This is a genomic window from Paenibacillus sp. MDV22-iso6, from assembly GCF_058408365.1.
Window position 1 is genome coordinate 320,916 of the sequence record NZ_JBZVDZ010000002.1, and the last position, 21,607, is coordinate 342,522.

The following is a 21,607-nucleotide window of genomic DNA, read 5'->3' on the forward strand; positions in this document are numbered from 1 at the left end:
AATTCAACTGTACCAGCTCTTCTTTTGTGATTAGGACAAATGTTGTTTCTCGCTGATCCAGTAATGAAACCCGCCTTGAAAAAGCACTTTTTTGTGTTGTTCAATGTCCTGAACAGTTTGTCCCAGAATGCCGCATAAGTAAGAATTAAACGCTTCGAGATGCGAAATTCCCGAGTTAGAAGATGTTAGTCTGATGTTATATTGCTGAGCAATGTCTACATAGGAGTTCATCAATTGAGTATTGTATACATTATCATGTACACATTCGCTTACAGGATGAGCCGGGTAATTATGTTCCAGTGCTGCGGATATGTGGGAGAGGAAGCTGTTGTAATTTCCATGCACAGCATCTTGTTTGGTGTCTGTGAAGTCATCTGTCATCTGGAGAGTCATCAGTGCAATGTTGACGGCAGAACATACCGGAGTGATACGATGCTCCTGTTCCAAAAGAAGCAGTGAGCCAGCAGCTCCAAGCAGAAGTGGGGCAGCTTTTTGGGCGATTAATAGCGGGCTTCTCTTGAAATAATCGATGGAGTTCTCACCGGTGACGCTCATGGCCCAATCCTCCACATACTGTCTGAAATACGTCCAGAACGGGGAAGAAAGGCTGAATAGCTCTGAATAGGCACAGATCGCATCCACGTAGTAAAGATTACCCAGTGATAATTTCAGTGTCACATCTTCTGGCTGTTCGTCCATAACTTCATCCTGATTCAGAAAATATAGCATATGCAGGAGACAAGCAGTACTCAGTTTGTGTGCCTTCTCTGGAGGTAGACCATCCGAGAGTTGCATCCACAATGGAATAATGTAGCCAATGTAACTGTGACCCGAATCTCGTAACAAAGGATTGACCAAATGAAGTTGTTCTAGTGCATGTTCTGACATTGGTTCAGGATATTTCTGTACCAGCTGCTCTGCTGCAGCGAACACCACCTCCACATCGGATCTAAACGGATCAAACCATTCTCTCCGCATCGTTTGGTTACGCCCTTCCCAAAATAAAGTAATAAGGACTATTCGACTAGATCATGAAGTTACTTTCAGTATACCGGAAATGAATTGAAAAAAATAGGAGGTTTTGTGATGAATTGTGAAAAAAACAATGACATTTTGTATTTTTATGGCATAAAAAAGCGGAAGTTAGGCTCAAACTAAGAGAGCACAGGATTTTGACATATGAAAGGAAGAAGAGAAATGAAATACAGATGGAAAAAATGGATGGCAGCCGGACTGGCAGCCGTATTTATAACAGCATCAACCGGCTATACGGCATCCGCTGATCCAAATGGATCTGTTGAGGATCATGTGGCGACACCATCTTCCTCCTCAAACCAGACCAAGCCATGCATGCAAGCAGGTCATGGCCTGTTTATGATTGGAGAAACCGCGGACCTCCTCGGTATTGGGCTCCGTGATTTAAAGGAACAGATGGAGCTTGGCAAAACGTTGACTCAGATTGCCAAGGAACGCAAGGGACTTAGTGAAAATCAATTGTTGGAGAAGCTGAAGCCTTCGCTCTCTCAGCGATTGGATAAAGCAGCCGAAGAAGGCTGTCTCACGAAAGAGCAGGCAGCAGCAGCCAAAGCAGGAATGGATACCAAGCTGAAGAAGGTAATTAACACACCACTGCGGGAATTAAGACGAGAGTTCGCTCACCATGGCAACAGACGTCCGATGATGGACAAGGGGGCTATTGCACGCTTTATCGGCATCACCCCGGAGCAACTCCATCAGCAGCTTCAAAGCGGGAAATCACTGGCTGAGATTGCTCAGGCAAAAGGCATCAGTGAAACGCAACTGGTAGACAAGCTGAAGGAGCAGTTGACGGGTGACCTGAAAAGGTTCGTTAATCAGAAGGGCATTGCACATCAAGCTCCTGGTCCTCACGAACCTGTACCCGGTCGATCCGCTTCCACAGAAGTGAAGTGACAAAGAGCGTCTTCCACGAAGGGAGACGCTTTTTCAATATTCAACTAGAATTAGCTGGTTTCCGGACTGCGGTTTGCGCTAGCTGACGGATTGCGCTCCGGTGAACTTGTTCTGCTCGCAGAAATAGTATCATGCAAACGGGGACTTAGGCGTTTCTTCCGTTGTAATCCTATGGTGAAGCGTGAACCAGGAAGTTGGGAAAGTCCCCAACTGATTGCAAGGGACGTTGCTACGGTAACAAGAAACGAAAGCAATGTTATCGGTAGATGCCATCCGGTTAGTGTAAGTGGCCGGGTAATATACGCAATGCAATAGATAACCAGTGCATGAACCAGATAGCCACCAAAGGAATATCGGCCAATCCACGTCAGGAGACGCTGAAATGGTGTATCTTTGCCTCGCAGCAGTACAAGGAACCCATAGAACGTGAACATCTGAGCCATGATGATGATGAATGTCGTGGGCTTCAGATAGGTTGAGATATTCAGATTAACGACATCGTCTGATCCCCGCAGCACATCATATCCAAGCCAGATGTACATGCCGATAAACAGACAGACCATCCAGGGCAATACCTTTGCAGTCCAACTTCTCCAACTATCCACTGACCAGGCACAGACTGCCCCCAGCAAAAAGTAAAACCAGTACATAACCCATGAATAAGAGCGATATTGCAGCAAACCCGACCAGGGTTGGGGTAAGGAAGCTGTCCACCCGCCCATATCGTAGTAGGACCATTTCATAAGTAAAGTGTATAATGCCATCCCAATGAGAATCAGCGTGATGACGGATTGCATCGGGGTGAAGCGTGTAACTTTTTCAATACGTCTCTGAACGAACTTGGCTCCCGCAAGAAACAGGGGAAACAGAATATAGAACTGAAACACCATAATCACAAACCACAGATGATATCCCGTCTGGGGGAGGAACAGTTCACGAACAAAACTCCGGAAGTCCGGCATACCCGAAAGCCAGAACTCAGGGGTGAATATCCGGACAAACAACCAATAGATGAATGTCCATACCACAAAGGGCACATAGATATCTCCAAACCGCTTACGGATAAAACGGGGGTAATCCGGTTTGGTGTGACTATGATGATAGAACAGCATTACACCAGACAGAAAGACAAATGTCGGCGTACCGAAACGAGTCAGATGATAAATCATGGTCAGCATGATGGAATCGGGTTGTTCAATATCGGCGCGATATATATATTCCGCGATGTTATGCTGCATTACAATAGCGAGAAATGCAAGGCCGCGCAGCTGAGTCCATTCCACGATTCGCGGTTTATTCACGTGTATTCCTCCTTCGTGTAACCGGAATTCATCATTTAAGGGTACCTGTTGAACATTAAGGCTGCATTAAATGGGGAAAATAGGTACAAAAAAAAGATGGCGGCAGCCATCTTTTTAATCGGAGCATCATTGCGATACCTGCCTCATTTTGTTTCCATTCCATTTAGTTTAAGTCTGGTACTTTTGTTGATTCATCCTCTGAGGATTTCGCATCTTCTTCAAACAAATTCTGAATGTATGCTTGAAGTTTCGGTTTATTCACACCGAGTACTTGGGCAGAACCTGCAAGTTCATTGGTTAGCAACTTGTTAGGAGGGATCTGCTGTTTATCGATTTCATTTACGTTAATATCGAATCCGAGCGAAGCCAATTTTAACATCTGTGTTGGACTGAGGTCTGTCTCGATATATGGAGCGACAGCTTCCAATATTTCAGGAATCTTGAAGAGTGAAGTCGTACTTTGCATCTTCTTGGCCAGCTCAGTCATGAAAATCCGCTGCCGTTCGGTACGCGTAAAGTCTGATGTGGCATCATGCCGGAATCGCACATATTGGAGGGCGGTCTTACCGTCCATATGCTGAAGTCCTTTTTTTAGATCAATATCGTACATATGTTTATCTGCTTTGCTGGTATAATACATGTCTTTCTCCACATCAATATCGATCCCGTCGACAGCATCAACCAGCGCCATGAATCCGATAAAATCGGTATACACGTAGTGCTGGATAGGGATGCCGAGCAAGTCACCGACCGTTTGTTTGGTTAATTCCGCTCCGCCGTAGGAGAAGGCCGCGTTGAGTCTGCTCTTTCCGTGTCCCGGAATATCAACATATGTATCACGCAGAACAGAGAAGAGATGGGCTTTCTTGGATACCGGATCAATGGAAGCGACCATGACCGAATCTGAACGGCCAGCATCATCCCCCCTGGTGTCACCTCCAAGCAGCAAAATGTTAACTCGTTCCTTCCCTTCCCATTTAGGAACAGGGGTGGTTGGATTGTCCGTATTTTGGTTTGTTTCAGAAGTGGAAGTCTCGGAAGCGGTTGAGATGCTATTGGCAAAATGAACGATCGAGTATCCGTAATATACAATGACACCGGTTATGGCAAGTGCCAGGGTTAGGGATGTCCCCCATAACCATTTCTTAAGCATAATCTTCACCTTTCTATGAATGAACTATTATGTAACCCAAACTAGTTTAACAAAAAGTAAGAGAAATGTCCTCTTTGATTTCGAAAGTTCGGTTACCAGGCGACATATTTGACAAATAGTTAGTGTATATTTATTATGTAAAAAATAATCGTGATTTGTGTAATGGAGGTATTAAACGACTGTTATGAATCAATCTGTATTTAATTGGATCAACCAGTTTGCAGACCGAATTCCGTTTCTGGACTGGTTTATGATTACATCAGCTGAATATGCGGTTTGGGTTATGATAGGGCTTCTTGTGATTGTGTGGTTTCTTGGCAATCCGTCGAAGCAACGAATTGTGTTTTATGCGTGTGTAGCTTCGATCGTAGCACTTGTTTTGGCAAAATGGGGAATTTCACCTGTGGTAGGTCATCCAAGGCCGTTCGTGGAAGGCACGGTGCATCAACTGGTTCCGCATGTACCAGATCCATCATTTCCAAGTAAACATGCTTCCTTTGTATTCGCGCTCGCAGCAGCTTCGTTTTTTATCGGGCGTCGCTTCGGTATGTGGATGCTGTTGCTTGCTGTGCTGACAGGAGTGTCGCGTGTCTATGTAGGTGTACATTATCCTGGAGATATTCTGGGCGGATTCATTCTAGGTAGCCTGGTCAGTGTGATCTTGATCGCTACGCGTAATTATACCAAGTCGATTCCCGATTTCTTCATTAACATTCATCGGCGGATTTTCCGTTAGAAACAGTTGAATATAATAGGGATCAGAAGAGAAGTATCGGATACGAGAGCCTTAAGTTTTTGGTGAGCCAAAGACTTAAGGCTTTTTTGTGTTTATTTCGAAGTTAACTGAAATTTACAAAAATCGAATTCCGATATCTACAATTCATGACGATACGTGTCGATATACTATAAATATGTACTAGTTGAGGAGTGGGGAACATGAAAGATACGCGGGGAAACGTGAAGGGGAAATTGAGATTAACAATTCGAATGAAATTACTGACTGGATTTCTAATGGTAGTGGCTTTACTGGCTTTTGTAAGCATTTATGCGTTAACCCAAATTCATGATATGTCCAAAAAGGCCGATGAAATCGATAAGATGTGGATGCCCAGTGTGAGCCTGCTTGGGATGATGAATGGTGATATTTCGGACGTCGAGCGGCTTGCTCTTGCCGTAATTGTCGAAACAAATCCAACTGAAATCACCAAGATGAATGAAGTGTTGGAACAGCTCCAAGCCAAGATTGCGATTGAGCGCAAGGAACTGGTTTCACTCATCTCAGACAATACCGAAGCAGTGGCAATGTACAATACATTTAGCACGAACTATGAGGCGTATTTGGCGAAAATGCCGGAATTTATGAAATTGGGCATGGCTAACAATTACGAAGAAGCCAGCAGATTGCATTCAGAGGCCTATCCGTTATGGTATACAGCGAATGATACCATTGCCCAATTAATCACGATGGGGAACTCACTGTCGGATGCAGCAACGAATACATCGGTTGAGTCTGCTGAACAAGCATTTAATATTATATTGGGAGTCACTATTGTTGCTTTCCTGGTGGCCATGTTTATTGCCTTCTTCATTGCAAGCATCATCTCGCGTCCAATTCAGAAGATGAATGCAGCAGCGATGTTGATTGCAGGTGGGGATCTGACGAGTGAGAAGATCGTGCTCAAGAACAAGGATGAGCTGGGAACGCTGGCCGATTCCTTCAATGTGATGACAGGCAACCTGCGGGAGATGATTCAATCCGTGTCGATGACATCCGAACAGGTAGCCGCTTCCTCCGAAGAACTTCTCGCGAGTGCTGAGCAGAATACCAAGGCGTCGGAACAGATTTCCGAGACGGTTGAGGAATTGGCTGTAGGTACATCGGATCAAGTAGATATGGTGAAACGTTCTTCACAGGCGATGAGTGAGATGGCTCTTGGTTCGGAACAAATTGCTGAGCTTGCTCAAAGTGTATCCGTATCTGCCGTTGATGCAGCGAATCAGTCTGCCGAAGGAAATATGATTATTCAGCAGGCTGTTGAACAGATGGGATCTGTTCGCAATTCCATTGCATCACTGACAGAACTGGTTACAGGGCTGGGAGAACGTTCCGCAGAGATAGGTACGATTACCGAGGTTATCAACAATATTGCCCGTCAAACCAACCTTCTTGCATTAAATGCAGCGATTGAAGCGGCACGTGCAGGTGAGCACGGACGTGGCTTCGCAGTCGTAGCCGGAGAAGTACGGAAGCTCGCAGAGGAGTCTTCTACATCCGCACAACGGATTACGGATCTTGTCCAATTGATTCAGAAGGATACAGATCATGCCGTGCAGGCTGTGAAAGTGAACAGCAATGAAACGGAAGCCGGAATTGAGATTGTAACAGCGGCTGGACAAGCCTTTGAACAAATTTCGAATGTAGTGAACAAGGTTGCTGGTGAAATCCAGGAAGTATCGGCAGGTTCGGAGGAAATGTCAGCAAGTACGAATGAAGTTGTAGGGTATGTGGATCAGATCTCTAACATTGCGGGAGAAGCAGCAGGCGGGGTACATAATGTATCTGCCGCAACCCAGCAGCAGCTGGCTTCGATGGAAGAGATCGCTTCCTCCGCAGGTTCTTTGTCCAAAATGGCTGAAGAGTTGCAGGAGCAAATCAACAAATTCAGAGTGTAAACGATCCAAAAGTAGGGTGTTCAGACTGGATAGTACCATGGATCATCATGCAACCTGTAGCACGGGTTATTCAAAATATCAGGACTGTTTCTCATATTGCGTTCAAGCGATATGAGGGGCAGTCTTTTTTGTCATATCACTACCCAAACATGTCACAACAATGTTATTTCAGAAGTCACCAGCGCTGATATTGCAACTGGAGCAAAAGGATATAATGGTAATTAATGGTGGAAATACATGGAGTCACACCATAGAAAGGAGCGGGTCATTACATCAGTGTAATTGGAAAATTACGAGACGACTATTGCAAAAGGAGATGAATGGTTGAAGATGAAGGGAAGCTGGTGGAGACGAATCGCTATCCTCGCGTTATCGGTAGGGCTACTGGCAGGAAGTACATCCATACAGGCATGGAGTGGTAAGGCAGATGCGGCTGCCGGAAATCATAACTATGCGGAGGCATTACAAAAGGCGGTTTATTTCTATGAAACACAGCGTTCAGGGAATTTGCCCGAAGACAATCGGGTGGAATGGCGTGGTGATTCCGGATTAAATGACGGAGCGGATGTTGGGGTTGATTTGACCGGAGGGTGGTACGATGCTGGAGATCATGTGAAATTTGGTCTGCCGATGGCCTATTCGGCTACGATGTTAGCTTGGTCTGTTGTGGAATACCGTGAGGGATACGAGCAGGCAGGGCAACTGGAGCAGATTAAGGATAACTTGAGATGGGCTACAGACTATTTTGTGAAAGCGCATACGAAACCAAATGAATTATGGGGACAGGTTGGAGCGGGCAATACAGACCATGCCTGGTGGGGGCCTGCTGAAGTGATGCAGATGAACCGTCCTGCTTATAAGATCGATGCATCCTGTCCGGGAAGTGAACTTGCGGGAGAAACTGCAGCGGCACTCGCTTCTTCATCCATTGTGTTCCGGGACAGTGACCCGGCTTATGCCAACAAACTACTTCAACATGCCAAGGAACTGTACAGCTTCGCGGATACGTATCGAGGCAAATATTCGGATTGCATTACAGATGCCCAATCGTTCTACAATTCATGGACAGGTTACTATGATGAACTCGCCTGGGCTGCAACATGGTTATATATGGCGACAAATGATAGCGCTTACTTGTCCAAGGCGATTGCTACAGCGAATCTGTGGCAGGCAGATGGACAGAACGGGAACTGGGCCTATACTTGGACCCAAGGCTGGGATGACAAACACTACGGAGCCCAGATTCTGCTGGCTCGCATTACGTCGAGTCTGAACATGCCAGAAGCGACGCGGTTCATTCAATCCACAGAGCGCAATCTGGATTATTGGTCTGTAGGCACGAATGGACAAAGAATCAAGTATACACCGGGCGGGCTTGCCTGGCTTGATACATGGGGATCGCTCCGATATGCAGCAAATGCATCTTTTATTGCTTTTGTATACTCCGACTGGGTCAGTGATCCGGTGAAGAAAGCAAGATATCAGGACTTTGCCGTCTCTCAAATGAACTACATTCTGGGGGATAATCCTCGCCAGAGCAGTTATGTGGTCGGTTATGGTCAGAATCCGCCTAAGCATCCTCATCACCGGACCTCTCACAGTTCATGGACGAACAATGAAAATACACCTTCAGAGCACCGTCACACGTTGTACGGAGCGATGGTTGGTGGACCGGATGCAACGGATGCCTATACCGATTCCATTGGCGACTATGTCAGCAATGAGGTGGCAACCGATTACAATGCAGGCTTTACAGGCGCGTTAGCCAAGATGAATCTGTTATTCGGCCAGAATGATCAGCCCATCGCGAATTTTCCGGCTCCGGAAGTGAAGACAGATGAGTTCTTTGTCGAAGCTGCCGTGAAGGCATCCGGTCCCAATTACACGGAAATCAAGGCTCAACTAAATAATCGTTCCGGCTGGCCTGCGCGGATGGGGGATAAGTTATCTTTTCGCTATTTTCTGGATCTAAGTGAAGTTTACGCTGCAGGATATACCGTATCTGATGTCAAGGTTACAACCGCATACGCCGAGGGTGCTACCGTATCCCAACCGGTTGTGGTTGATGCAGCGAAACGAATCTATGCTGTTACGGCGGACTTTACTGGAACCAAGATATATCCTGGCGGGGAAGGACATTATCGCAAAGAGGTCCAGTTCCGCATTACCGGCCCGCAAGGCGCCTGGAATGCGAATAATGATCATTCATTCCAGGGCTTGGGCACAGGTAATGTGGCGAAGAGCGTATATCTCCCAGTCTACGATGCGGGAATACGGATATACGGTCAGGAACCTGGTGTTACACCGGTTGTCACTCCTGTTGCACCTTCTGGCGTGCAGGCTATATCAGGGAATGCTCAAGTCATCCTGAGCTGGGTAGCATCACCTGGGGCAGAATCGTACACCGTGAAGCGTGCCGAGGTGAATGGGGGTCCATATACTTCTGTAGCGACAGATGTACATGGATTGACATACACGAATACGGGGCTTACGAACGGAAAGACCTATTATTATGTGGTGACGGCTGTTAATTCAGCCGGAGAATCGCCCGGGTCTGCACAAGCCTCTGCCACGCCGCAAGCTGGAACATCGTTGCCTGGCGAACTGACGTTAAGCGGTACGGCTGGCAACGCCCAGTCGATTCTGACCTGGACGGCAGCAACGGGAGCAGTGACTTATAAGGTACAGCGCTCCGTTGTGGGCGGCGCATATGCCGATGTGGCAACTGGATTGGCAGTTTTGAATTACATCGATGCAACAGCGGTAAATGGAACGGCGTACAGTTATCGAATCGCCGCCGTGAATGCGAGCGGACAGACGTTGTCCAATATCGTGACGGTGACACCGAGTGCGCCTCCGGTAACGACGGGCACGCTTGAGGTGCAGTATCGTAATGGAGGGTCAGGTGCTTCCGGCAATGCGGTGACTCCGCAGTTTAATCTAAAAAACACTGGCACTCAGGCGATTGATCTGAGTACCGTGAAGCTCCGATATTATTTTACCAAGGACGGTGCAGGGGATCTGACCTTCTGGTGTGATTATGCTCAGATCGGCACGGCTAATATTGAAGGCAAATTTGTCACGCTGACTCCGACAACGGGCACAGCGGATACGTATCTGGAGATCAGCTTCAAATCCGGGACTGGCAGCCTGGCTGCTGGAGCGGAGACGGGTGTGATTCAGGGGCGCTTTTCCAAGAACAATTGGAGCAATTTCGATCAGAGCAACGACTATTCCTATGATGCAACCAAGACTGCTTTTACCGCATGGAATCAAGTAACTGGGTTTCAGGGAGGTACGAAAGTCTGGGGCATTGAGCCGTAACCTAACAGGGAGTTCAACAGCATGGGCAGACCCACGGTAATTCTAATTGAATTTCACCATTCCAGGGAGGTATATACATGTTGAAATCAGCTGCGAAAAAAAGTTTGTCTGCCATGCTAGCAGGGACCGTTATGCTGACCGGGTACACCGGTTTGTGGGCAGGCCCCCAAACGGTTTATGCCGAAGAGCAGAACATTGATGCTCAGGCGGACGGAATAAATGAAGCTCGATTTTTGCAATTGTATGATCAGCTGAAAGATCCGGCGAACGGTTATTTTTCTCCAGAGGGCATTCCCTATCATTCCATTGAAACGCTGATGAGCGAGGCACCGGATTATGGGCACATGACGACATCCGAGGCATACAGTTACTGGCTCTGGCTGGAAACGATGTATGGTCACTATACGGGAGATTGGTCCAAACTGGAAGCGGCTTGGGACAGCATGGAGAAATACATCATCCCTGTCAATGAAGGTGACGGCAAGGAAGAGCAGCCTACGATGAGTTATTACAATCCGAACAGCCCGGCCACCTATGCAGCGGAAAAACCTTTTCCGGATCAATATCCTTCTGCCATTAACGGTCAATATGCGGCCGGAAAAGACCCACTTGATGCCGAGCTGAAATCTTCCTACGGCAACAATCAGACGTACCTGATGCACTGGCTGCTGGATGTGGATAACTGGTACGGGTATGGTAACCTGCTGAATCCGAATCATACAGCGGCTTACGTGAATACATTCCAGCGTGGAGAGCAGGAGTCTGTATGGGAAGCCATTCCACACCCATCCCAGGACAATAAAACGTTTGGCAAAACGGGCGAAGGTTTCATGAGCCTGTTTACCAAGGAGACTCAGACACCGGCTGCCCAGTGGCGTTATACCAACGCAACGGATGCTGACGCACGTGCGGTGCAGGTACTGTATTGGGCGAAGGAGATGGGCTACACCAATACAACGTATCTGGACAAAGCGAAGAAGATGGGCGACTATCTGCGCTATGGGATGCACGACAAGTACTTCCAGAAGATCGGAAGTGCCAAGAACGGCACACCAACTGCCGGTACAGGCAAAGACTCTAATATGTATCTGATGGCATGGTATACCTCATGGGGCGGCGGCCTTGGCGAGGGTGGGAACTGGGCTTGGCGGATTGGAGCCAGTCATACGCACCAGGCTTACCAGAATCCGGTGGCAGCGTATGCCTTGTCTGATCCGGCAGGTGGCCTGATTCCAAAATCGACAACTGCCAAGGCAGATTGGAATGCATCGCTGAAACGCCAATTGGAGTTCTACACCTGGTTACAGTCTCACGAAGGGGCAATTGGCGGTGGAGCGACGAACAGTTTTGATGGCTCTTACAAAGCTTATCCTGCTGGAACCAGTACGTTCTATGACATGGCTTATCAGGAAGCTCCTGTATATCGGGACCCCGACTCCAACACGTGGTTTGGTTTCCAGGCTTGGTCGCTGGAGCGTGTAGCTGAGATGTATTACATTCTTGCTGAGAGCGGGGACCTCAGTTCTGAGAACTTCCAGATGGCCAAAAAAGTCATTACCAAGTGGGTCGACTGGGCCAAGGATTATGTATTCGTCGATGAGCGTCCGGTGACGGATGCACAAGGATATTATCTGAATGCGGCAGGTCAACGGATACTTGGAGGTACCAATGCACAGGTTGCTACTACACCTGCACCGGGCGAATTCTGGATTCCAGGCAGCCAGGAATGGCAGGGGCAACCGGATAAATGGAATGGGTTCAGTGCCTTTACGCAAAATCCGAATTTCCATGTGGTAACCAAAGATCCTGCTCAGGATACAGGCGTACTGGGGAGCTATATCAAAGCCCTGACGTTCTTTGCTGCGGGGACTCAAGCCGAAGGCGGCGTACTCAGTGCCAAAGGCCAGGAAGCCAAAGATATGGCCGAGAAACTATTGAATACGGCGTGGGATTACAATGATGGTGTGGGGATCGTGACTGAAGAAGTCCGTAAAGACTACTTCCGTTTCTTTGCCAAAGAGATCTATATTCCGGCAAACTGGACGGGAACCTTCGGGCAGGGGAACACGATACCGGGTACAGCCGGCGTACCTTCTGACCCGGCCAAAGGTGGTAATGGCGTATACATTGGTTACTCTGACCTGCGTCCAGCCATCAAGCAAGATCCGGCATGGGCTTATCTGGATAATCTGTACAAAACGTCTTATAATCCAACAACGAAAAAATGGGAAAATGGCGCACCAACCTTTACGTATCACCGTTTCTGGTCACAGGTGGATATGGCTACCGCGTATGGCGAATATGATCGTCTCCTTGGTAACACAGGAGGCCCAGTGGTCCAAGTGCCAGCAGCTCCGGCGGGTCTGACAGCTGCAGCAGGCAGTGAGCAGGTTGCTCTGAACTGGACCGCATCCACTGGTGCCGCTTCTTACACGGTAAAACGTGCAGAGGTGAGCGGTGGCCCGTATACTTCCGTAGCAACGGGTGTTACCGGTTCGACCTTCACAGATACAGCACTGACCAATGGAAAAACGTACTATTATGTGGTGACCGCAGTGAGTACGGCGGGTGAATCTGCACCTTCTGCTCAGGCCTCTGCAACACCGCAAGCGGGAACCTCTATACCGGGAGTGTTAACCCTTACGGGAACGGCAGGCAATAATCAGGCTGTGCTGACATGGACCGCATCGACCGGAGCTGCAAGTTACAAGGTACAACGCTCGGTTGCAGGTGGAACCTACGCCGATCTGGCTACAGGTCTGACGGCGCTGACTTACACGGATGCCACGGCAGTGAACGGTACCGCATACAATTACCGAGTGGTGGCAGTAAATGCAAGCGGGCAGACCTTGTCCAACGTAGTGACGGTGACACCAACAGCGCCTCCTGTAACAACAGGTGCACTTGAAGTACAATACCGCAATGGTGGTTCAGGGACGTCAGGCAATGCGGTGACCCCGCAGTTCAATATCAAGAACACAGGCACGACAGCAGTGGATCTGAGCCAGGTGAAGGTGCGGTATTACTTTACGAAGGATAGTGCATCCGATCTGAGTTTCTGGTGTGATTACGCTCAGATTGGCAGCGCCAACGTTGAAGCTCACTTTGTGACGGTAGATCCGGCTAAAGGGACAGCGGATACGTATCTGGAGATTGGATTTAAATCCGGGGCAGGCAGTCTGGCTGCCGGAGCAGAGACGGGAATTATCCAGGGGCGCTTCTCGAAGAACAACTGGACGAATTTTGATCAGACCAACGACTATTCTTTTGATGCTTCCAAAACGGCCTTTAGCGCCTGGAACAAAGTGACCGCTTATATTAGTGGAGTCAACGCTTGGGGTATTGAGCCATAGTCGATTCATATTGAGACAGAGTACAGCCGGGGAGAGATCTCCGGCTTTTTGTATGATGATTTTAGGATTACAGGTGCTCATAATCGGGAAATGAACCATAGTAATGTTTACCAAATATAGAATTTAAATATTAAAATATAGGTCATATGACGCATGTCCTAAGTGATGCGCGGTTTAGGCCTCTTTTCTGCGTAAAACGAAGCGTAGCAAATAGTTACAATAATTTAACCTTTGAAAAAGAAGAGATTTGCGGCAGTTTTAGCCAACTGGTGTGAGAGGTTTCCCTGATTCTTAGTGCTCAAGCCTGCCTGATCGAATACAGGACTTTGGACTGATGATCGTTATGGACAGCCCGTTTTACAATGGGGCAAGCCCGGCGAATGAGGCCAGGTTAAAATTCTGTAACATCAGGGGGAACACGACATCATGAACTGGAAAAGCAAGATCATTACTGCAAGTGTAACAGCAACGATGCTGATGGGAAGTCTGACAACAGGAGCATTAACGACACCTGCATCAGCAGCGGCAGTTGATAATTCAAAAGTTAAAGTCATCTGGGGAGTTAATTTGCGTACATCGCCATCTTCTTCCGCAAGCATTGTTCGTTTGGTGCCAAAAGGAGAGACTGTCACGGTAGTGCAAAAATCCGGATCAGGCTGGTATAAAGTTACGGACTCCGGTAACCGGACAGGATACATATCTTCTTCTTCAAAATATACACAAGCTGTGAAAGGCAACACGACAACAGGAAGTGGCAGTACTAGTGGGTCTGGTTCAGTTACAGGCAGTGCTTCGGTGGAGAAAGTGATTGCTGCCGGTATGAAATATTGGGGGACGCCTTATGAGTTTGGCGCAAGTCGTAACAGTACGGCTACGTTCGATTGTTCAAGCTTTGTCCGCCAGGCATTTATTGATGCGCTCGGAATCAAGCTTCCATCCGATTCGCGTAAACAAGGTGCTTATGTGAAAGCCAATGGTACCGTTCAGACGAATTGGAAAAATCTGAAGCGTGGTGACCTGATGTACTTTATGTCCTACAAAGGCAGCTCGGCTTCATCGTATTCTAGTGTGAACAAATCTACTGCTACGATTACCCACACGGGAATTTATCTGGGTGACGGCAAAATACTGCACACCTATTCCAACGCTGGCGGCGGTGTAACGATTAGTGATATCTCCGGAAAACATTGGGAGTACCGTTTCTTGTTTGGTGGAAGTGCACTTTAAGTTCCAGCATACTTATTAAATAATGACCATATATAGAACCTTCCATCTCTGCTCTATACGGGGGATGGAAGGTTCTTTTTGTTGTTTATTAGTCCTGGTAGTACAGACGGAACAGAATATCCTGATCGTAGTTGCCGAATCCTTGACCATACAACGTTAGCCCACCCACATGCTGCGCATCTTCCTCCACGGAGAGGCGCAATGTCCACTGATTGCGTTCCACGGGGATATCCGCAAGCGTAATTTCGGACATATGCTGTCCATCAATAAATGTGCCCTCATGGGTGATCCGCAGCACCTTGAGCATGCCGTATTGATTGACACTGTCGCTCCACCATTCCGGGGTGAACATGCCTCGTCCATTTCCGGAATCTCCAGGACTTGTCCATTCACCGAGTCGAATTCCGTTGAGCATGAAGGTAATATCCGAAGGCCAGTTTGGGTTGACCGAAGGAGCTTCTGAACCTATCTCAAGTGACAATTCAATGGCACTGATCTGTTGACCTGACAAGATATAGTTTGGAATTTTGTATTCCACGAATCCGCGTCCAAACCAGAGAATATGGGCATGCATGCGTTCGGGATCTAGAAAATAGCGTGGATCATCATACTGTCCAATGACCTGATTGGATGTAGCCAGACCACAAGTTGGATACACATCAAAATGGGTGTAATGCCCGACAGGGATTGCCACTTCATGAAGCTTGCGGATGGTGCCCGTTTCCTGTGGCATAGAGATGCCAATCCAGTCGACTGCCAGGCTGTTCATTTTGTGCGTGCCGCCATCCTTGCGAATCATTTTGGACTGAATAATGCCCACATCCTGTAGCTTGCGAACATGCATGGTTACAATTGCGCTGCTCAGGCCGAGGGATGCGGCAATGTCCTTCACGTTCATTGGGGTCTCCGCGACAAGCCTGATAATCTGCAGACGGACTTCACTCGCGAGTGCCTCGTATAGGGGCAGCCATTCTGCATCGGTATTTGCTCTGATCACATCTGTTCCTCCATTTTTGATTTATAGAATTAAGTTAAACATAAATCCAGTCAAAAGAATAACATTTTGCAAAATTCAGGTTGAAATTGGTGCCATAATCGATTTTAATATAAATATGAACGTTGATCCATAGATTATCAATTAATTTTTATATTAATCTTAGGGAGCTGAACTTCACGATGGAAAAAGCAAAAATGACGGTAGACAAGGATTTCACAATTGGCGTAGTTGATAAACGTTTATACGGTTCGTTTATTGAACATCTGGGACGTGCCGTATACGGTGGAATATATGAGCCGGGTCATCCTACAGCGAATGAAGCGGGATTCCGTGGAGATGTGCTCGAGATGGTTAAGGAGCTACAGGTTCCGATTGTGCGGTATCCTGGAGGGAATTTTGTATCCGGTTACAATTGGGAGGATTCGGTTGGGCCTGTGTCTGAACGCAAACGCAGACTTGAACTAGCCTGGAGAACTATCGAGACCAATGAATTCGGGTTCAACGAATTTGTGGATTGGTCCAAACAGGCGAATTCGGAAGTGATGATGGCCGTCAACTTGGGAACACGGGGTGTAGACGCAGCCCGCAACATCGTGGAGTACAGCAATCATCCTGAAGGTTCCTACTATAGTGATTTGCGTATTAAACATGGATACAAAGAGCCTCATGCCATCAAAACCTGGTGTCTTGGCAATGAAATGGACGGTCCGTGGCAGATTGGTCACAAAACAGCAGAAGAGTATGGACGGATTGCACTTGAAGCGGCAAAAGTGATGAAGTGGACAGATCCAACGATTGAGCTGGTCGCTTGCGGAAGTTCATCCCTGGGTATGCCATCCTTTCCGGAATGGGAAGCAACGGTGCTGGATCATACGTATGATCATGTTGAATATCTGTCGCTCCACCAGTATTACGGTAATGCTGAACAGGATACGCCAACATTCCTTGCGCGTTCCCTTGAGATGGATCGTTTTATTGAGACGGTAAAAGCGACCTGTGATTATATCAAAGCGAAGAAGCGCAGTAAGAAGACGATGTTCCTGTCCTTTGATGAATGGAATGTCTGGTACCACTCCAATGAAAGTGACAAGAAGCTGGACCCGTGGCAGATTGCTCCGCCACAGTTGGAGGACGTATACAACCATGAAGATGCACTGCTTGTGGGATGTATGCTGATCAGCATGCTGAAACATGCGGACCGAGTTAAGATGGCATGTCTGGCGCAGCTCGTCAACGTTATCGCTCCAATCATGACGGATAATGGTGGTGCTGCATGGAGACAGACGATCTTCTATCCGTTCATGCATGCTTCCGTGTTTGGACGTGGAACTGCACTTGTACCGTTAATCCAGTCTCCGAAGTATGACACCAAACAAATTACGGATGTTCCTTATCTGGAGGGCATTGCGGTGCATAACGAAGAGCAGGGTGAAGTGACTGTGTTCGCCGTGAACCGTCATCTGGAAGAATCACTGCCGCTTGAAGTGGATCTGCGCAGCTTTGGGAAGTGCCGCTTGATTGAGCATATTGTGCTGGAAAGTGATGATCTAAAAGCAGCCAATACCGCTGCACAGCCGAATCGCGTTGCTCCGCATAATCGTGGTGATGCAGAAGTATCAGATACACTGATCACGGCAAGCCTGGCCAAAGCATCGTGGAATGTAATCCGATTGAAAGTTCAATAATAGGTGAAATGAGACGAGGGAATCATTCTGGCTTTCACAGAGATACAGAGCACTCCGATGGCACAACTATCTTCGGATCGCTGTTTTCCTCAACTATAAACGCAAAAAAAAGCTGGATGCGAACGAATCGCATCCAGCTTTTTTCGTGTTCCATGGAGAGAATTACTAGAGTATACTCCGTTTGTTAAAAGTCACTCACCGTATCAATGAACTTTATTTCAACTCAGTATCCGGTCCGAATACAAAGCTCTCGCCGTCGCGTGGAATGAGCACCTGTCCATCCAATTGTTCGGATGCCAGATAACTTGCGAGGTCCACGCGGGACATCATGCAATGGTTAATGGCATCCATATGCACAGCGATGACATGAGCATCCGGCGCATGGTGTTTCACGGCAGCTACGTCAGGCCCGTCCATCGTTATCGGATCTCCTTGCAGGAAGCGGGCACCGCCAGCATTCACCACAATTACCTCAGGTCGATATTGACGAATGGCTTCGGCGGGTTCTTCACACCAGATGGTATCCCCGGCGATATAGGAGACAGGTTCTTCGTCAGCTTCCAATACAAAACCAGACACTTTGCCCATACGTTCGCCGATTTCTCCAGTTCCGTGTTGTCCTGAGGTGCGGACAAAACGTACAGAATGATACTCATGTTTCTCATCCACGGCGGTAACGTTGGTAAATCCGGCTCCAGTGAACACGGCCTCATCTCCTGGTTGGCATAGCAGAGGTACATCCTTGCGTAGCTGCTTCGCTGCTGCTTCATCCCAGTGATCGGGGTGGGTATGCGTAACGATCACCAGATCGGGATTCACATAATCCGTTTCCGTCTCGGGTAAAGAGACTCTAGGATTGCGTAATTCATTGGGCGTGTTCGGGAAAGCGGGCATCACTTCTTTATCCATAAACATGGGATCAACCAGTATATTCAGATCCCCATATTCCAACCATAATGTAGCATTACGAATCAATTGAATTTTCATTGAACCTGCACTCCTTCGGGAATTAATGTTATTATCCTATATGTTATACAACCCGTTTATGGGCGTAAATAACACACTGAAAGAAAACAGGCCACTTTAATTTCAAGTTGAAAGGATTGCAAAATAGATGAATGAGACGATTGATGATACAGATATACGCATACTGAAAAGCCTGATCCGGGACTCCAAACGCTCTCACAAAGAGATCGGCGAAGAGGTGCATTTGACCGGACAGGCTGTAGGTGCGAGAGTACGCAAGCTGCATGATCTGGGTGTTATTGAAGGGTATACGGTAAAATGGAACCCGGAACGCCTCGGCTTGGGCCTGCAGGCATTTGTAATGATTTTTCTGAATTCCGGCGACCTACATGCCGCCTTCCGTGAATTTATGGCTGCACGTGAAGACATCGTGGAGGTTCACCGTGTCAGCGGAGAGGGCTGCTATCTGATGATCGTACGCACAGGAACAATGGAGCAGCTTGGCAGTTTGCTGGAAGCCATTTTGCCGTATGGAAATTATAGAATGAACCTGTCTGTTGGTATAGAAAAGTCGGAATGATGTGAGCTGAATTTCAGATGTCCTGTTGCTGTTTCTCACGCAGCGTCTCCTGCAGAAGACCAACTGCTCGACTGAGCTCTTTTTTGGTTAGCAAATGATCGGTCTGGATATGACGCCGGGTGCCGTCTTTCAAATACAGGGCAATCATGGGGGAAGCAGACAATATCCATTTGTTGAAGGCGGGAGAGCCAATCTCAATTTTACGAATCTCATTCCAGGGAATGGTCCGTTTAAGGATACGAAGCCCTTCATCATTCCAGGATAATAACACAGGGGAACTTGCGATTGCCCGGGACAGAAACATAAAAAATACGGGCCCGATAAACCACATGCCAAGAATGGCTGCGATGGAATAATATAATGTCTCCAGTTGTTCAGCGTGATCTTCATAGATGATCCATAACAGGGTGACACATAATAGCAAGAACAGAAGACATATTGCTCCTTTCCATACAGCCGTGAAACGGCGATAGCCAATCTGTCGATGCTCCAGCTTCGACTCTGATAGTTTATATAATTCAGGTTTCATAAATACGCCTCCTTAACATCATTTCCCAGAAAATATATCAAACATGCCGCCTGCATCGCAGAGCGGCACGTTCAACGTTTATTTAACCCCATTTGGTTCGATGAGCTATCCAGAAATAGCTGAATCATTACCGGCTTCACGAGCATGGGTGTAAAGATAAGCATATACCCCTTCAGCATCAATCAACTTCTGATGTGAGCCTTCTTCGACAATTTCACCATTCTCCATAACGAGAATCCGATCTGCATGCATGACCGTAGAGAGACGATGCGCAATAACAATTGTTGTTCTTCCCTGAGAGACGGATTCCAGCGCCTGTTGTACCAATTGTTCGGTATGCGAATCCAGATTCGCGGTTGCTTCATCCAGGATAAGCACACGGGGCTGAAAGACCACGATTCGGGCAAACGATATCAGTTGACGTTCTCCGGCGGACAGACCGCTTCCGCGTTCGGAAAGACGTGTATCATACCCTTGTGGCAAACGTGAAATCATGGCATGTGCTCCGACGAATCGGCAGGCCTGAATAGCCTGCTCTCTAGTAATATCCTCGCGGAACATTCGTACATTGTCAATGATGGAGCCCGAGAAAAGGAATGGTTCCTGCTGGATCAGACCAACGATCCGATGAAGATTGGCCTGCGGGAAATGGCGAATGTCTATGCCATCGATTTCAATGCTGCCCTGATTCACATCGTAAAAGCGATTGAGCAGGGAGATCAACGTACTTTTGCCAGCTCCTGTAGTGCCTACAATGCCCACCATTTCACCTGGATAGAGATGCAGATTCATATGCTGAATCAGGGGGTGATCTGCCCGATAACCGAACGAAACATCATTAAAATCAATCTGTCCCATCACGTCCCGTGGTTCAAGTGTGGAGGCAGTCCCGGGTTTGGGGTCAGCGACTTCCGGACGGGTACTCAGAATGTTCCAGATCCGATCCATGGATACGGTGGTCGACTGGAATGTGTTCCACTGCATGGTGATCTGGTTAATTGGCTGGAAGAACTGACGGATGTAACTGATAAACGCATAGAGCACACCCACCTGCAATGATTCACCCAGCACGGCACGTCCTCCAAGCCAGACCATCATAACGAGCGCCGCATTGCCAAGGATATCAAACGTCCGGTTGAATATGACATTCGAACGGGCTTGTGTGATATTGGCCTTCAGGTGAAGTTGGTTCTGTTCCGTGAATCTTTTCTTCTGCTCTTCTTCCTGATGGAACGCCTGGATCAAAAACATGCCGGACAGGTTCTCTGCCGTGAATGCAATCAAACGGGAGAGACGAGTTCGGGCATTCTGATAAGCCCTGCGCAGTTGGCTCCGAAATAATACAGCAACGATGGCGATCACAGGCAGCACGATGAGAGAGTACCCTGCGAGTACCGGATCGAGCTGGAACATAAAGACGATAATCAGCACCAGCATCATGCCATCCCGGATGAGACTTAGCAGTACTTGAGTGAAGAAACTGCTGATCGTTTCCGTATCACTGGATACATTCGTCACCAGACTGCCGATATGGAAGCGATCGAAGAAAGACATCGACATTTTGGAGATATGCTTGAACAGGTCCTTACGAATGCGAGAGACGATGTTCTGACCGACATGTTGCAGCAGGTTGTTTTGTACATAGGTAAAAATAAAGCTGATTACAGCCAGCCCCAAAAAGATGGCTGCCAACTGGACAAGAAAGCCTACACTAGTCTGACCAATTGCCAGATGATCATCGATCGCGATCTTCACCAGATAAGGCTGAAGCAGATCGGCGGAAATACCCAGCAGCGAACAGAAAAAGATACCTGCAAAGGCCCATTTATGAGGTTGGGCGTAGGACATCATCGCTTTGAAGGAAGTCCGCTTACTCTGGTCTGCGCC

At 47.7% G+C, this 21,607-nt stretch carries 15 protein-coding genes; 8 read left to right on the forward strand and 7 right to left on the reverse strand.

Annotation, left to right across the window (positions count from 1 at the left end):
- Positions 1 to 30: 30 nt before the first annotated feature.
- Entirely contained in the window at positions 31 to 978 is a 948-nt protein-coding gene (locus tag AC4PM4_RS07690) for a hypothetical protein (RefSeq protein WP_491613268.1), read from the reverse strand.
- Between the two features lie 219 nt (positions 979 to 1,197).
- On the opposite strand from AC4PM4_RS07690, the gene AC4PM4_RS07695 reads away from it, so the two are divergent.
- Positions 1,198 to 1,932: a hypothetical protein gene (locus AC4PM4_RS07695; RefSeq protein ID WP_063564599.1), complete on the forward strand. Its 735-nt coding sequence runs from the start codon at positions 1,198 to 1,200 to the stop codon at positions 1,930 to 1,932.
- Between the two features lie 50 nt (positions 1,933 to 1,982).
- Here the strand turns inward: AC4PM4_RS07695 and AC4PM4_RS07700 are convergent, their stop codons facing one another.
- Both AC4PM4_RS07700 and AC4PM4_RS07705 read right to left on the reverse strand, forming a co-directional pair.
- Positions 1,983 to 3,233 (reverse strand): acyltransferase, encoded by a 1,251-nt coding sequence (locus tag AC4PM4_RS07700; RefSeq protein WP_491613270.1) that lies wholly within the window; start codon positions 3,231 to 3,233, stop codon positions 1,983 to 1,985.
- A 163-nt stretch (positions 3,234 to 3,396) separates the two neighbouring features.
- Entirely contained in the window at positions 3,397 to 4,386 is a 990-nt protein-coding gene (locus AC4PM4_RS07705; RefSeq protein ID WP_063564597.1) for an LCP family protein, read from the reverse strand.
- Positions 4,387 to 4,570: 184 nt separating this feature from the next.
- Between AC4PM4_RS07705 and AC4PM4_RS07710 the strand changes: the two genes are divergently transcribed.
- The 5 genes from AC4PM4_RS07710 (at position 4,571) to AC4PM4_RS07730 (ending at position 14,963) form a co-directional block, all read left to right on the forward strand.
- On the forward strand, positions 4,571 to 5,122 hold the full coding sequence (locus tag AC4PM4_RS07710) for an undecaprenyl-diphosphatase (protein WP_079695154.1): 552 nt from the start codon (positions 4,571 to 4,573) through the stop codon (positions 5,120 to 5,122).
- Between the two features lie 200 nt (positions 5,123 to 5,322).
- Complete coding sequence (locus AC4PM4_RS07715) at positions 5,323 to 7,059, forward strand: methyl-accepting chemotaxis protein (RefSeq protein ID WP_256863629.1); 1,737 nt, start codon at positions 5,323 to 5,325, stop codon at positions 7,057 to 7,059.
- A gap of 330 nt (positions 7,060 to 7,389) precedes the next feature.
- Positions 7,390 to 10,383: a glycoside hydrolase family 9 protein gene (locus tag AC4PM4_RS07720; RefSeq protein WP_090953368.1), complete on the forward strand. Its 2,994-nt coding sequence runs from the start codon at positions 7,390 to 7,392 to the stop codon at positions 10,381 to 10,383.
- Between the two features lie 77 nt (positions 10,384 to 10,460).
- Entirely contained in the window at positions 10,461 to 13,736 is a 3,276-nt protein-coding gene (locus AC4PM4_RS07725) for a glycoside hydrolase family 48 protein (protein WP_491613274.1), read from the forward strand.
- 426 nt (positions 13,737 to 14,162) lie between these two features.
- Positions 14,163 to 14,963 carry a C40 family peptidase gene (locus tag AC4PM4_RS07730; RefSeq protein WP_063564594.1) on the forward strand — a complete coding sequence of 267 codons (801 nt, stop codon included), beginning with the start codon at positions 14,163 to 14,165 and terminating at the stop codon, positions 14,961 to 14,963.
- Positions 14,964 to 15,051: 88 nt separating this feature from the next.
- On the opposite strand, the gene AC4PM4_RS07735 is transcribed toward AC4PM4_RS07730, so the two are convergent.
- On the reverse strand, positions 15,052 to 15,960 hold the full coding sequence (locus tag AC4PM4_RS07735) for an ArsR/SmtB family transcription factor (protein ID WP_082935196.1): 909 nt from the start codon (positions 15,958 to 15,960) through the stop codon (positions 15,052 to 15,054).
- Between the two features lie 179 nt (positions 15,961 to 16,139).
- On the opposite strand from AC4PM4_RS07735, the gene arfA reads away from it, so the two are divergent.
- Positions 16,140 to 17,645 carry an arabinosylfuranosidase ArfA gene (gene arfA, locus AC4PM4_RS07740; protein ID WP_090953023.1) on the forward strand — a complete coding sequence of 502 codons (1,506 nt, stop codon included), beginning with the start codon at positions 16,140 to 16,142 and terminating at the stop codon, positions 17,643 to 17,645.
- 213 nt (positions 17,646 to 17,858) lie between these two features.
- Here the strand turns inward: arfA and AC4PM4_RS07745 are convergent, their stop codons facing one another.
- The gene (locus AC4PM4_RS07745; protein ID WP_090953024.1) at positions 17,859 to 18,632 is read right to left on the reverse strand and encodes an MBL fold metallo-hydrolase; all 774 of its coding nucleotides are present in this window, start codon (positions 18,630 to 18,632) and stop codon (positions 17,859 to 17,861) included.
- A 127-nt stretch (positions 18,633 to 18,759) separates the two neighbouring features.
- On the opposite strand from AC4PM4_RS07745, the gene AC4PM4_RS07750 reads away from it, so the two are divergent.
- The gene (locus AC4PM4_RS07750; protein WP_090953025.1) at positions 18,760 to 19,191 is read left to right on the forward strand and encodes an Lrp/AsnC family transcriptional regulator; all 432 of its coding nucleotides are present in this window, start codon (positions 18,760 to 18,762) and stop codon (positions 19,189 to 19,191) included.
- Between the two features lie 13 nt (positions 19,192 to 19,204).
- On the opposite strand, the gene AC4PM4_RS07755 is transcribed toward AC4PM4_RS07750, so the two are convergent.
- Both AC4PM4_RS07755 and AC4PM4_RS07760 read right to left on the reverse strand, forming a co-directional pair.
- Complete coding sequence (locus AC4PM4_RS07755; RefSeq protein WP_063564591.1) at positions 19,205 to 19,720, reverse strand: DUF5381 family protein; 516 nt, start codon at positions 19,718 to 19,720, stop codon at positions 19,205 to 19,207.
- 105 nt (positions 19,721 to 19,825) lie between these two features.
- The gene (locus AC4PM4_RS07760; RefSeq protein WP_491613409.1) at positions 19,826 to 21,571 is read right to left on the reverse strand and encodes an ABC transporter ATP-binding protein; all 1,746 of its coding nucleotides are present in this window, start codon (positions 21,569 to 21,571) and stop codon (positions 19,826 to 19,828) included.
- Positions 21,572 to 21,607 lie beyond the last annotated feature (36 nt).

Excerpts from the sequence above, each read along its gene's own strand:
- AC4PM4_RS07695 (WP_063564599.1), top strand. The coding sequence starts at position 1,198 with ATGAAATACAGATGGAAAAAATGGATGGCAGCCGGACTGGCAGCCGTA.
- AC4PM4_RS07760 (WP_491613409.1), bottom strand. The coding sequence starts at position 21,571 with ATGATGTCCTACGCCCAACCTCATAAATGGGCCTTTGCAGGTATCTTT.
- AC4PM4_RS07725 (WP_491613274.1), top strand. The coding sequence starts at position 10,461 with ATGTTGAAATCAGCTGCGAAAAAAAGTTTGTCTGCCATGCTAGCAGGG.
- AC4PM4_RS07755 (WP_063564591.1), bottom strand. The coding sequence starts at position 19,720 with ATGAAACCTGAATTATATAAACTATCAGAGTCGAAGCTGGAGCATCGA.
- AC4PM4_RS07720 (WP_090953368.1), top strand. The coding sequence starts at position 7,390 with ATGAAGGGAAGCTGGTGGAGACGAATCGCTATCCTCGCGTTATCGGTA.
- AC4PM4_RS07715 (WP_256863629.1), top strand. The coding sequence starts at position 5,323 with ATGAAAGATACGCGGGGAAACGTGAAGGGGAAATTGAGATTAACAATT.
- AC4PM4_RS07745 (WP_090953024.1), bottom strand. The coding sequence starts at position 18,632 with ATGAAAATTCAATTGATTCGTAATGCTACATTATGGTTGGAATATGGG.
- AC4PM4_RS07705 (WP_063564597.1), bottom strand. The coding sequence starts at position 4,386 with ATGCTTAAGAAATGGTTATGGGGGACATCCCTAACCCTGGCACTTGCC.
- AC4PM4_RS07690 (WP_491613268.1), bottom strand. The coding sequence starts at position 978 with ATGCGGAGAGAATGGTTTGATCCGTTTAGATCCGATGTGGAGGTGGTG.
- arfA (WP_090953023.1), top strand. The coding sequence starts at position 16,140 with ATGGAAAAAGCAAAAATGACGGTAGACAAGGATTTCACAATTGGCGTA.
- AC4PM4_RS07750 (WP_090953025.1), top strand. The coding sequence starts at position 18,760 with ATGAATGAGACGATTGATGATACAGATATACGCATACTGAAAAGCCTG.
- AC4PM4_RS07730 (WP_063564594.1), top strand. The coding sequence starts at position 14,163 with ATGAACTGGAAAAGCAAGATCATTACTGCAAGTGTAACAGCAACGATG.
- AC4PM4_RS07710 (WP_079695154.1), top strand. The coding sequence starts at position 4,571 with ATGAATCAATCTGTATTTAATTGGATCAACCAGTTTGCAGACCGAATT.